11 protein-coding genes and 1 tRNA gene are annotated in these 11,829 nt (G+C 73.1%); 8 read left to right on the top strand and 4 right to left on the bottom strand.

Going from position 1 to position 11,829, the window contains the following annotated elements:
- Positions 1–59 precede the first annotated feature (59 nt).
- The gene (locus PZB77_RS09210) at positions 60–1,376 is read left to right on the top strand and encodes a cytochrome P450 (RefSeq protein ID WP_275492085.1); all 1,317 of its coding nucleotides are present in this window, start codon (positions 60–62) and stop codon (positions 1,374–1,376) included.
- 71 nt (positions 1,377–1,447) lie between these two features.
- Here PZB77_RS09210 and PZB77_RS09205 read toward each other — a convergent pair whose 3' ends face one another.
- A complete protein-coding gene (locus tag PZB77_RS09205; protein ID WP_275492084.1) occupies positions 1,448–2,473 on the bottom strand; it encodes a ScbA/BarX family gamma-butyrolactone biosynthesis protein in 1,026 nt (341 codons plus the stop codon).
- A 226-nt stretch (positions 2,474–2,699) separates the two neighbouring features.
- On the opposite strand from PZB77_RS09205, the gene PZB77_RS09200 reads away from it, so the two are divergent.
- On the top strand, positions 2,700–3,428 hold the full coding sequence (locus PZB77_RS09200; protein WP_275492083.1) for a ScbR family autoregulator-binding transcription factor: 729 nt from the start codon (positions 2,700–2,702) through the stop codon (positions 3,426–3,428).
- Positions 3,429–3,444: 16 nt separating this feature from the next.
- Here the strand turns inward: PZB77_RS09200 and PZB77_RS09195 are convergent, their stop codons facing one another.
- Positions 3,445–3,954, bottom strand: coding sequence for an MSMEG_6728 family protein (locus PZB77_RS09195; RefSeq protein ID WP_275492082.1), 510 nt, complete (start codon positions 3,952–3,954; stop codon positions 3,445–3,447).
- Positions 3,955–4,131: 177 nt separating this feature from the next.
- Between PZB77_RS09195 and PZB77_RS09190 the strand changes: the two genes are divergently transcribed.
- The gene (locus tag PZB77_RS09190; RefSeq protein WP_275492081.1) at positions 4,132–4,380 is read left to right on the top strand and encodes a hypothetical protein; all 249 of its coding nucleotides are present in this window, start codon (positions 4,132–4,134) and stop codon (positions 4,378–4,380) included.
- Positions 4,381–4,401: 21 nt separating this feature from the next.
- On the opposite strand, the gene PZB77_RS09185 is transcribed toward PZB77_RS09190, so the two are convergent.
- Both PZB77_RS09185 and PZB77_RS09180 read right to left on the bottom strand, forming a co-directional pair.
- Positions 4,402–4,980 carry a hypothetical protein gene (locus PZB77_RS09185; RefSeq protein ID WP_275492080.1) on the bottom strand — a complete coding sequence of 193 codons (579 nt, stop codon included), beginning with the start codon at positions 4,978–4,980 and terminating at the stop codon, positions 4,402–4,404.
- Between the two features lie 550 nt (positions 4,981–5,530).
- Positions 5,531–5,602 (bottom strand) — tRNA-Arg (locus PZB77_RS09180).
- Positions 5,603–5,772: 170 nt separating this feature from the next.
- Here PZB77_RS09180 and PZB77_RS09175 point away from each other — a divergent pair.
- The 5 genes from PZB77_RS09175 (at position 5,773) to thrC (ending at position 11,432) form a co-directional block, all read left to right on the top strand.
- Positions 5,773–6,207: a response regulator gene (locus PZB77_RS09175; protein ID WP_275492079.1), complete on the top strand. Its 435-nt coding sequence runs from the start codon at positions 5,773–5,775 to the stop codon at positions 6,205–6,207.
- 126 nt (positions 6,208–6,333) lie between these two features.
- Positions 6,334–7,482, top strand: coding sequence for an ArgS-related anticodon-binding protein NrtL (gene nrtL, locus PZB77_RS09170; protein ID WP_275492078.1), 1,149 nt, complete (start codon positions 6,334–6,336; stop codon positions 7,480–7,482).
- Positions 7,483–7,512: 30 nt separating this feature from the next.
- Positions 7,513–8,904 (top strand): diaminopimelate decarboxylase, encoded by a 1,392-nt coding sequence (lysA, locus tag PZB77_RS09165; protein WP_275492077.1) that lies wholly within the window; start codon positions 7,513–7,515, stop codon positions 8,902–8,904.
- 95 nt (positions 8,905–8,999) lie between these two features.
- Positions 9,000–10,355: a homoserine dehydrogenase gene (locus tag PZB77_RS09160; RefSeq protein ID WP_275492076.1), complete on the top strand. Its 1,356-nt coding sequence runs from the start codon at positions 9,000–9,002 to the stop codon at positions 10,353–10,355.
- 6 nt (positions 10,356–10,361) lie between these two features.
- Complete coding sequence (thrC, locus tag PZB77_RS09155; protein WP_275492075.1) at positions 10,362–11,432, top strand: threonine synthase; 1,071 nt, start codon at positions 10,362–10,364, stop codon at positions 11,430–11,432.
- Positions 11,433–11,829 lie beyond the last annotated feature (397 nt).

Here is an 11,829-nt window from a genome sequence, read left to right as displayed (position 1 = left end):
GAACCGTCTCTGCGGCCAATGTCCAGACAGGCACGAGCCGTCCAGAAAAGAGACACACCATGCACACGAACCACGGCGACGCCCTCGCGGTCGCCCCCGGCACCCCCTCCGAGCACGCCGCCGGCCCCGCCGCGCGCTGCCCGTTCCGGCTCGACCCCGACGGTACGGACATCCAGGGCGAGGCCGCCCGCATCAGGGCCGCCGGACCGGCCACCCGGATCGAGCTGCCGGAAGGGGTCCCCGCCTGGGCCGTCGCCGACCCGGCCGTCATCACCCGCCTCCTCACCTCGCCCGCCGTCTCCAAGGACGCCGCCCAGCACTGGCCCGCGTGGATCGACGGCGAGGTCGGCCCCGACTGGTCGCTCGCCCTCTGGGTCTCCATACGCAGCATGTTCACGGCGTACGGCACCGCCCACACCCGCCTGCGCAAGCTCGTCTCCGGCGCCTTCACCGCCCACCGCACCAAGGCGCTGGCCCCCGTCGTCTCCCGCATCGCCGAGGAACTGCTCGACGAGATCGAGGCGCTGCCCCCGGGCGAACCGGTGGACCTGCGCGCCCGGTACGCCGGACCGCTGCCCGCCCGCGTGATCTGCGAGCTCTTCGGCGTACCGCTGGAGAGCCGCGACCGCCTCTGCATCCTGTTCGACGCCCTGTTCAGCACCGCGACCCCGGCCGAGGAGGTCCGCGCCCACGCCGTCGAGCTCTACGGAATCCTGCACGCGCTCGTCGCCCTCAAGCGCGGGGCCCCCGGCGACGACCTCACCAGCGCCCTGATCACCATCCAGAGGGAGAGCATCGCCTCCGGTGCGCCGCAACCCCTGGAGGACCAGGAGTTGCTCGACACCCTCGTCCACTTCCTGTCGGCCGGGTACGAGACCAGCATCAACCTCATCGACCACGCCGTGCACGCCCTGCTCACCCACCCCGAGCAGCTCGAACTGATCCGCACCGGCGCGGCCGAGTGGTCCGACGCGGTCGAGGAGACACTGCGCTGGGAGCCGGCCGCCGCCAACCTCATGCTCCGGTACGCCGTCGAGGACATCGACCTCGGCGAGGTCGTCGTACCGAAGGGCGAGGCGCTCGTGATGGCCGTCGCCGGGGCGGGCCGCGACGAGGGCCTGCACGGGCCCGACGCCGCCCTGTTCGACCTCACCCGGGCCACCCGTCGCGACCATCTCGCCTTCGGGTACGGCGTCCACCACTGCCTCGGGGCGCCCCTCGCCCGGATGGAGGGCACGACGGCCCTCTCCGCCCTCTTCGCCCGGTTCCCCGAACTCGCCCTCGCCGTCCCCTCCTCGTCCCTGCGCCCCGTGAAGTCCTTCATCTCCAACGGCCACCGGGAACTCCCCGTCCTGCGGTACGGGCCCGGGGCCTGAAGTTCCGGGCGGGCCGGTGGCGGACGGAGGCCGTCCTCCGCCCGCCACCGGCCCGGTGCCTCACCCGTCCGTCACTCCCGCCGGGCGCCGGGCCCCGACACCCCCTCCACCAGGGTGCGGAACGCGACCCTGCCGCGCTGCACCCCCGTCACCTCCACCGCCGACCGGCCCGGTCCGCCGGTCGAGGGCCCGGCGGGCGGCGGCACTTCGCGCGCGCGGATCCAGCACGGCGCGTCGAACTCGACGTACCGGGACGTGACCATGTCGGTGGTGAGCGGGAGCCACGACCTGGTGCCCGGCCCCGCGACGACGGCATGCGCGGCCTGCTGGCTCGCCTCCATGATCACCAGCCCCGGCACGTGGTCGACCGGGTGGTCCATCAGCGCCGGGTGCCCGGTGTCGGCGATCAACTCCCAGTGGTGCGGGCGGTCCGAGGCGCCGAGCACCACCTCGTCGGCGGCCCTCCGCCCGGCCCGCGCCGCTTCGACCGGCACCGGCATGGCCCCGGGCCGCGCGGTCAGGAAGGCGCCGCGCAGCCGCCGGTAGACCCGGTCGGAGACCCAGGAGAACCCGGATTCGCTCCGGACGACGACTTCTCCGCGCTGCTCCAGGGTGATGGCCATGCGGAGGGAGTTGCGCCCCGTCCAGGTGCAGACCGCCTCGGCGCGGACCGGCGACCGGTCCGTCGCACGGCCGGGGTGGGCGGAGTAGGCCATGCCGCTCATCAGGAACTGGTGGGCGGAGCTGATCGCGAACTCGGTGTGTGCGAGGCTGAGTCCGATCTGCCGCAGTGTCTGCGCGATCAGCATGTGGTGGTGCACACTGCCGAGTGCGGGTTCGAAGAAAACGTGCCGGCCGGCCCAGTCGACGTCGAGCGTGTAGGTGTTCTCGACGAGTCGGCGCACGCCGCGGATCAGTACGTCCTCCGCCTGGACGCGGTGGGCGGCGGCCGGGCCGACGACGGGCGCGGCGGCCGGTGCGCCCCGTGCCGGTGCCCGGACCGAGGTGTCGCCGTACGTCGCCGGCGGCGGGGCGGACGGGGTGTGGTGGTGCTTCACGGTGTGGTGCATGTGCTCCCCCCAGGGATGAATGCGCACGTGATCGATGGTGGTCGAGCGCGAATACGGAGCAGCGCGGGACACCCGGAACGGCGGACCGCGAGGAACGTGCGCGGCGGGGAGCGCGACCGGACGCACGGTTGCCGGCGCCGCCTCAACTGGAGGCCGCCCGGAGGGGTGCCATAGAATACGGACCAGCCGGTTTCTTGAGAGGAACACGCCGGAGACACTGAGCCCCGACAGGCGCATCGTCAGGAGATCTCGAATGGCACGGCAGGAGCGCGCGATCCGGACGCGCAACGCGGTACTGACAGCGGCTGCGGCGGTCTTCGCCGAACGCGGTTACGAAGCCGCCACCATCCAGGAGATCCTGGAACGGGCCGCGGTGACCAAGGGCGCGCTGTACTTCCACTTCCCCTCCAAGGAGGACTTGGCACGAGGGGTTCTGGACCACGCGGTGACCGAGCCGCCGCCCGAACAGCCCTTGAAGCTGCAGTCCTTCGTGGACATGGGACTGATCCTCGCGCACCGACTGCCGAGGGAGCCACTGTTGCGGGGCGCCGCGCGGATTGCCGCCGATCAGAGCAACCAGCGCTTCTTCGGGAAGCCCTGGCACGACTGGGTCCAGCTGACGACCCAGCAGATCGTGGCCGCTCAGAGCCAGGGCGAGGTGCTGCCGCACGTCGATCCCGGGCGCACCGCCCAGACGATGGTCGGCTCCTTCACCGGGATCCAGCTGATGTCGCAGGCCGCCACCGAGATGGCCGACTTCGAGGAACGCATCTCCCTCCTCTACGACCTGGTGCTGCCCAGCATCGCGGTGCCCGGCGTCCTCGGACGGCTGGACACCTCGCCCCGGCGCGGCGCCCGCGCCTTCGCCGAGGCCCGTGCCTCCGCCGAGGCGGAGGCCGATCCGCCGGCCGCCGCCGGAACGGTCTCCGATCCGCCGGCGGCGGCCTTCGCCGCGGACCGGCCGGCGGCGCACACCGCCTGACGCCGTCCGGGCGCCGCTACCGGCCCCCGCCGCGCTCCTCCGGCACCCCGCCGCCCGCCCCGCGGTCCGACCGGGGCCAGACGTACGGAAGATCGTCCGGAACCTCCGGGAAGAGCGGCCGGTAGTGGTCCGGTGCCTTGCGGACGAGAGCCGAGCGGTGGCTCAGGTGGAACGCCTCGTCGCCGAGCCACGGCGGCAGCTCACCCGCCCCGGCCAGTTCCTCCTCGCTCCGGACGCGGACCCCGGGGAGCTCCCGGTGGGCGGCGAGGTCCACCAGCAGCGTGGCCGCGCAGGTGTCGGTCCTGCCGCCCTCCGTCCACGCCTCGCAGACGTCCAGCCCGTACCGCACCAGCGCCTCCTCGTAACCGGTCCACATCCGGACGGCGGGATGGTGGCGCCAGCCGTAACCGGGCACCGTGAGGCCGCGCAGCACCTGGAGCGCCTCCACCCGCTGCTTGCCCAGCCGGCGGGCGTCGAGGACGAGCGCGCTGCGGCGGAAGTCCGGGTACGGCAGGAAGGTCTGCATGGGAGTGCGTCTACCGCGCCCGGGCCGCCCCCGACCGGTCGCGGCTCCGCATTCATCCGACTGCGGGCGGACGGTCCCCGCCGCGCGGCCGGGTTCGCCGGGGGCGTGTCCCGGGTACGCGAAGTGGCGGGGCGACCTCGCTCCGGCAACCATGGGCACGTCGAACGGAGAACCCAGATGACCGACCGCAGGCCAGAAGGAACCGCGTACACCGGTGCCGAGGGAACCCCGCCGCCGATACCGGCCGACATGCCGGACCAGCAGGTGCAGGAGGGCGAGGACGCCCTGGACGTCACCCCGCCGCCCTGGGCGGAACAGCCGGAGGACACCGACGCCGACCCGGACGAGGCGGGTGCGGGAGCACGCGCCGCCCGGAACGCGGGCGTCCACCCCGAGCACCCCACCCCGGACGAGTCGACGGGCTGAGGAGGCCCCCGCCGCCCGTCCTCAGGTGATGATCTGCGGCGGCGAGACGGTGTACGAGGCGGTGAGCGGCAGGGTGTCCCCGACGTTGATCAGCCCCAGGCAGTTGGCCGCCGTGGCGGTGAGGGTCGGCGCCGTGCCGACGAACTTCAGCGCGTTGGGATTGGTCCAGGTGAGCGGTGCGCTTCCGACGAAGCTGACCGTGCACCCGACACCGGTGATCTTGATCCCGATGCCGGTGGCGTTCCCGTAGAACTGGTTGGGATTGCTGGGGTTGACGCCGGTGAGGTACAGAGCCCACGGCGATTTCGTGAGCGTGACGCTCACGGGAAAGCCGTAGGCGACGCAACCCGAGAACATCGAGGGGGTCGCCGTCCCGATCTGGCCGCCGATCGGGGAGGACAGGAAGTTCCCGGTGATGTGCGAGGAGGAGCAGGCGAGCCCCGCGGGCGGTGAGCCGATGGAGAAGGTCCCGGACGTTCCGCTGAACGGCCCCCCGGGGCTGATCGTCACCGCGTGCGCGGTCCCCGACCCGAGAGTGAGCGACAGTCCCAGGGCTGCGACGAGTGCCGCACCACGCAGGGCGAATTTCCGGCCGAACACACGCATGGAGTTCCTCTCGCAGGTGGGCGGACCGAGCCACCGGCGACGATCCCCCACCACCGCGTTGCCGGGGTTCCGGAATCGGGCCGGTTCTCTGAAGGCTCGCGCGAGGGAAAACTGTGCTCAGTAGCCTCTGTGTCGAGCCTTGGGCGGAGGTTACCGGCGGTAATGCACGGCGGCAATACTCCGGTCGGGCAGCGGCGGGCGGGCCCGCCCCGGTTGTCGTCCGGTGAGTGGGGACGCCTTCCGCGCTGTCACGGAGTGACACATCCGCGGCGTCCCCGCGCCGGACGCGATCCGGAGGGGGCTCCGAAAGCCCGTCGGTGGAACCGACACGGGGGAGCCGGAGCGGCCGGCCGGCGGTCCGGACGAACCGCCGTCGCGCGTCGCGGAGTCCGGCGGGGAAGAAACGCTGTGCCCAAGCGGGACGGCCCACGCGGGACCCATGAGCGGGACAACGACAAAGGGCCGGACCCAGTGAGACTGGTGTCCGACCCTTCATGCGCGGCACTTCGCCGGGCATCGTCCAGATGACGTTCCCCTGCGGAAGTGCCCCCGGCAGGATTCGAACCTGCGCACCCGGCTCCGGAGGCCGATGCTCTATCCCCTGAGCTACGGGGGCGTATCGCGGTGTTGCTCTGCGACGGGGGAAACACTACCAGCTCCGACGGGGTGTTCGTGAACGGGTATTTCCGCAGGGCGGGGCGGTTCACCGGCGTGTGCGGGCGCGGCTCCGGGGCGGAAGTGGGCAAAACCCGGACGCGGCCCCCGGGGCCCACCTACTCTCGAAACGTGTCAGGGGCGTACGGCCGCGTGCTTGTTGTGGACGACAACAAGGTCATCCGGCATCTGATCAGGGTCAACCTGGAGCTTGAGGGCTTCGAGGTCGTGACCGCGGCCGACGGCGTCGAGTGCCTGGACATCGTGCACCGGGTGCGGCCGGACGTGATCACCCTCGACGTCGTGATGCCCCGGCTCGACGGCCCCCGGACCGCCGCCCGGCTCCGCGAGGACCCCCGTACCAGCGCCATCCCGGTCGCGATCATCAGCGCCTGCACCCCGTACGAGGCGGACCGGGGCGTCGCCGCCGGGGTGGAGGCGTTCCTGGCGAAGCCGTTCGAGCCCAGCGAGCTGGTGCGGCTGGTGCGCCGCCTCGCGCTGGCGCCGGAACGCACCGCGGTGGACGGCGGCTCCGGCGCCGGGCGGGCCGGCAGTACGGCCCGCTGAGGGACCCCGGCGTCCCGCACCGGCCGGGCGACGCCGGGCCGGACCCTCCGGCCCGGCCCTCCGGCGGTTGCCCGCATGGCGAAACGCGGTCGCGGAGGGCCCCCCTCCCTCCCCTAGGCTGGTCCCGTGACCCCCGCCGACCTCTCCAGGACCGTGCTGCACGCCGTGCGCCGCGCGGTGGACGAGGACGCCCTGCGCGTGGCCGTACCGGAGCGGGTGCGGGTGGAGCGGACGCGGCCCGGCGGCAGCGGCGACTACGCCTGCGCCGTCGCGCTGCAACTGGCCCGGTCTGCGGCGCTGCCCGCCCACGAGGTCGCCCGCATCCTGAAGGACCGCATCGCGGCCGCACCGGGCATCGGACGGGTCGAGATCACCGGGCCCGGCTTCCTCAGCCTCACCCTCGACGCCTCCACCGACGGCGCCGCGCGGACCGCTCTCGTGCGCGAGGTGGCGGCACGCGGTACGGAGTACGGCCACGGCACGGCGCTGCGCGGCGAGGAACCCCTCCTGCCGTACGCCGCCGAGGTGCGGGCCGCCGTCACCGCCGATGCTGTGGCCGCACTGCTCCGGTCGCAGGGCGCCGCCCCGCGCACCGTGGCGACCGGACCGGCCGATCCCGCGTGGAGCCGGCTCGGCGTCACCGCCGGCACGGCTCCCGGGCACGGAACCGCCGACACGGCCCCCGGGCACGGAACCGCCGGCACGGCTCCCGGGCACGGAACCGCCGAGCCGGCCGCGACGGTCCGGCCCGTGCCGGCGGGGGCCGCCGCCGCGGAGCTCGTCGAACGCCTCGGCCCCGACGCCGCCCGCTGGGGGCTGCTGCGGGCCGCCGGCCACGACCGGGCCGCCCTCGGCGACGGGCTGCTCGTCCAGAGCGCCGCCAACCCGCTCTTCCTGGTCCGCTACGCCCACGCCCGTACCCGCGCCCTCGTCCGGTCCGCCCGCGACCTCGGCGTGCACGGGGCACCGCAACCGCACGAGGACGCCGCCGCGTACGGCGAACCCGCCGCGCTCGCCCTGACCGCCCTCCTCGCCGACCACCCGGCGGTCCTCCTCGCCGCAGCCCGGCACCGTGCGCCCGACCGGCTCGCCCGTCACCTGGAAGCCGTCGCGCACACCTTCTTCGACTTCCACGACGCCTGCCCCCCGCTCCCCGCCGGCGACGAGAAACCCTCGGCCGCCCACCGCTCCCGGACGGCCCTCGCCGAGGCCGCCGGGACGGTGCTGGCCGGTGGCCTGTCCCTGCTCGGCGTCAGCGCGCCCGCACATGTGTGAGAGACCCGAGAGACCCGAGAGAGCACCACGATGAGCCGATCCGCCCACCCCGCCGGACCCCGTCACGCCGACGTCCTCCCCGAAGGGCACTACACCGCTCCGCCGGCCGACCTGAACGTCCTCGACGAGAAGGTCTGGTCCCGTACCGTCACCCGTGACGCGGACGGCGCCCTCACCGTCGGAGGCATCGAAGTGGCCCGCCTCGCAGAGGAGTTCGGCACTCCGGCGTACTTCCTGGACGAAGCCGACTTCCGCGCCCGCTGCCGCGCCTGGGCGGACGCCTTCGGCGCCGACGCCGACGTCTACTACGCCGGCAAGGCCTTCCTCTCCCGGGCCGTGGTGCGCTGGCTCCACGAGGAGGGGCTCAACCTCGACGTCTGCTCCGGCGGCGAGCTCACCACGGCGCTGGACGCCGGGATGCCCGCCGAGCGCCTCGCCTTCCACGGCAACAACAAGACGACGGACGAGATCGAGCGGGCCGTCGAAGCCGGTGTCGGGCGGATCGTCCTCGACTCCTTCCAGGAGATCGTCCGCGTCGCGCACGTCGCCCAGCGGCTCGGCAAGCGCCAGCGGGTCCAGATCCGGGTCACGGTCGGCGTGGAGGCGCACACCCACGAGTTCATCGCCACCGCCCACGAGGACCAGAAGTTCGGCATCGCGCTGGCCGGCGGCCTGGCGGCCGAGGCGGTCCGCCGCGCCCTCACCCTGGACGGCCTCGAACTCACCGGGATCCACTCGCACATCGGCTCGCAGATCTTCGACATGGCCGGCTTCGAGGTCTCCGCCCGCCGCGTGGTCCAGCTCCTCGCCCAGGTCCGCGACGAGCACGGCGTCGAGCTCTCCGAGATCGACCTCGGCGGCGGCCTGGGCATCGCCTACACCTCCGCCGACGATCCCCGCGAGCCGCACGAGATCGCCAAGGCGCTCGGCGACATCGTCACCCGGGAGTGCGAGGCCGCCGGGCTCGCCACCCCCCGCATCTCCGTCGAGCCGGGCCGCGCCATCGTCGGCCCCACCGCGTTCACCCTCTACGAGGTCGGCACCATCAAGCCGCTCGAAGGGCTCCGCACCTACGTCAGCGTCGACGGCGGGATGTCCGACAACATCCGTACCGCGCTCTACGACGCCGAGTACAGCGTCTCGCTCGTCTCCCGCAGCTCGGACGCCGAGCCGATGCTGGTCCGGGTCGTCGGCAAGCACTGCGAGAGCGGCGACATCGTGGTGAAGGACGCGTTCCTCCCCGCGGACCTCGCGCCCGGCGACCTGATCGCCGTACCGGCCACCGGGGCGTACTGCCGGTCGATGGCGAGCAACTACAACCACGCGCTCCGCCCGCCCGTCGTCGCCGTACGCGAGGGCCGGGCGCGCGTCATCGTCCGGCGCGAGACGGAGGAAGATCTCCTGCGTCTCGATGTCGGCTGATGAAATAGATGTCTCAGAATCCGGACGGGTGGCAGAATCGCCCGTCCGGTGAGTGAGACTGGTCCACACATCGGATGTAGGAGAAACGAGGTCGGATGATGCGTACGCGTCCGCTGAAGGTGGCGCTGCTGGGCTGCGGAGTGGTCGGCTCAGAGGTGGCGCGCATCATGACGACGCACGCCGACGACCTCGCCGCGCGCATCGGCGCGCCGGTGGAGCTCGCCGGCGTCGCCGTCCGCCGTCCCTCGAAGGTGCGCGAGGGGATCGACCCCGCGCTCATCACCACCGACGCCACGGCCCTGGTCAAACGCGGCGACATCGACGTCGTCATCGAGGTCATCGGCGGCATCGAGCCCGCCCGCACCCTCATCACGGCCGCCTTCGAGCACGGCGCGAGCGTCGTCTCCGCCAACAAGGCACTGCTGGCCGAGGACGGCACCGTCCTGCACGCCGCCGCCCAGGAGCACGGCCGCGACCTCTACTACGAGGCCGCCGTCGCCGGCGCCATCCCGCTGGTCCGCCCGCTGCGCGAGTCCCTCGCCGGCGACAAGGTCAACCGGGTGCTCGGCATCGTCAACGGCACGACCAACTTCATCCTCGACAAGATGGACACCAGCGGCGCCGGATACTCCGAGGCGCTCGACGAGGCCACCGCCCTCGGGTACGCCGAGGCCGACCCGACCGCCGACGTCGAAGGCTTCGACGCGGCCGCGAAGGCCGCGATCCTCGCCGGGATCGCCTTCCACACCCGGGTGAGGATCGGCGAGGTCCACCGCGAGGGCATCACCGAGGTCACCGCGGCCGACATCGCCTCCGCCCGCCGCATGGGCTGCACCGTCAAGCTCCTCGCCATCTGCGAGCGTGCGGCGGACGGGCAGTCGGTCACCGCGCGCGTCCACCCCGCGATGATCCCGCTCAGCCACCCGCTGGCCTCCGTCCGCGAGGCGTACAACGCCGTCTTCGTCGAGGCCGAGGCGGCCGGGCAGCTCATGTTCTACGGCCCCGGCGCCGGCGGTTCGCCGACCGCCTCGGCGGTCCTCGGCGACCTCGTCGCCGTCTGCCGGAACAAGCTCAACGGGGCCACCGGCCCGGGCGAGTCCGCCTACACGCGTCTCCCGGTCAGCCCGATGGGCGACGTCGTGACGCGCTACCACATCAGCCTCGACGTCGCCGACAAACCGGGTGTTCTCGCCCAGGTCGCCACGGTCTTCGCCGAGCAGGGTGTGTCGATCGATACCGTCCGTCAGCAAGGACGAAATCCAGGCAGCGGTGACGAAGGCGCCATCGAGCAGGGTGCCGGCGGGCGACGGGCGGGCGGTGGCGGCGAGGCATCCCTCGTCGTCGTCACCCACCGCGCGCCCGACGCCGCCCTCTCGGCGACCGTCGAAGCGCTGCGCAAGCTCGACACCGTGCGCGGTGTCGCCAGCATCATGCGTGTTGAAGGGGAGTAAGGACCCATGACCAGCAAGGGCACCCACCAGTGGCGCGGCATCATCGAGGAGTACCGGGACCGCCTTCCGGTCACGGCCACGACGCCGATCGTCTCCCTCCGTGAGGGTGGTACGCCGCTCGTCCCGGCCCAGGTCCTCTCCGAGCGCACGGGCTGCGAGGTGCACCTCAAGGTCGAGGGCGCCAACCCCACCGGGTCGTTCAAGGACCGGGGCATGACCATGGCCATCACCCGGGCCAAGGAGGAGGGCGCGCAGGCCGTCATCTGCGCCTCCACCGGCAACACCTCCGCCTCGGCCGCCGCGTACGCGGTGCGCGCCGGGATGGTCTGCGCCGTCCTCGTGCCGCGGGGCAAGATCGCGCTCGGCAAGATGGGCCAGGCGCTCGTGCACGGTGCCAAGATCCTCCAGGTCGACGGCAACTTCGACGACTGCCTGACACTGGCCCGCTCGCTCTCCGACAACTACCCGGTGGCGCTGGTCAATTCGGTCAATCCGGTCCGCATCGAGGGCCAGAAGACCGCCGCCTTCGAGATCGTCGACGCGCTCGGCGACGCCCCGGACATCCACGTCCTGCCGGTCGGCAACGCGGGCAACATCACGGCCTACTGGAAGGGCTACACCGAGTACGCCGGTGACGGCCTCGCCACCCACCGGCCGCGCATGTGGGGCTTCCAGGCCTCCGGCTCCGCGCCCATCGTGCGCGGCGAGATCGTGAAGGACCCGGCGACGATCGCGACCGCGATCCGGATCGGCAACCCGGCGTCCTGGAACTTCGCGCTGGCCGCACGGGACGAGTCGGGCGGCTTCATCGACGAGGTGACGGACCGGCAGATCCTGTCCGCCTACCGCCTGTTGGCCGCACAGGAGGGCGTCTTCGTCGAGCCCGCCTCGGCCGCCTCCGTCGCCGGTCTGCTCAAGGCCGCCGAAGAGGGCAAGGTCGACCCCGGTCAGCGGATCGTCTGCACCGTCACCGGCAACGGCCTCAAGGACCCCGACTGGGCCGTCGCGGGCGCACCGCAGCCCGTCACCGTCCCGGTCGACGCCGCCACTGCCGCGGAGAAGCTCGGCCTCGCCTGAGCGCCTCGGCCGGGAACCCTCCCCTGAGAGCCCTCCCCGGCCGAAAGCCCGGCCGGTCCGGCGACCCGTCCGCCATGGCACCCGGCTCCGGGGCCACGTACCAACACCGCACCGCCCGCAGGCCACACGCCCGCGGGCGGTGCGGCACACGTCGGGCGGGCGCGGTCCGACCGCCCCTTCCCGGGCGGAGAGCGCAGGGAACGCGTGCGACACGCATCGTGCGCCTCTCATGCGCCCTATGTCGCCACAGAACCTTCCTTCGATAAGCTGTACGCGACCGGCAGCGCCGTCAGGGCCTGTACGGGGCCCTGTCCCGGTCGCCGTGGCGCGACCGTGGGGCCCACCAGCAAAGCGGCCGCCCGGACACCCCGTTCCGGCCGACCGGGCCACCGCGCCG

It is taken from the genome of Streptomyces sp. AM 2-1-1 (assembly GCF_029167645.1).
Taxonomy (GTDB): Bacteria; Actinomycetota; Actinomycetes; order Streptomycetales; family Streptomycetaceae; genus Streptomyces.
The sequence above is the reverse complement of the archived record's forward strand: the minus strand, read 5'-3'. Positions and strand labels throughout refer to the sequence as shown.

What these genes read in the sequence shown, in the direction of transcription:
- PZB77_RS09210 (WP_275492085.1), top strand. Translation starts at nt 60, where the DNA reads ATGCACACGAACCACGGCGACGCCCTCGCGGTCGCCCCCGGCACCCCC.
- PZB77_RS09200 (WP_275492083.1), top strand. Translation starts at nt 2,700, where the DNA reads ATGGCACGGCAGGAGCGCGCGATCCGGACGCGCAACGCGGTACTGACA.
- PZB77_RS09195 (WP_275492082.1), bottom strand. Translation starts at nt 3,954, where the DNA reads ATGCAGACCTTCCTGCCGTACCCGGACTTCCGCCGCAGCGCGCTCGTC.
- PZB77_RS09190 (WP_275492081.1), top strand. Translation starts at nt 4,132, where the DNA reads ATGACCGACCGCAGGCCAGAAGGAACCGCGTACACCGGTGCCGAGGGA.
- lysA (WP_275492077.1), top strand. Translation starts at nt 7,513, where the DNA reads ATGAGCCGATCCGCCCACCCCGCCGGACCCCGTCACGCCGACGTCCTC.
- PZB77_RS09160 (WP_275492076.1), top strand. Translation starts at nt 9,000, where the DNA reads ATGATGCGTACGCGTCCGCTGAAGGTGGCGCTGCTGGGCTGCGGAGTG.
- thrC (WP_275492075.1), top strand. Translation starts at nt 10,362, where the DNA reads ATGACCAGCAAGGGCACCCACCAGTGGCGCGGCATCATCGAGGAGTAC.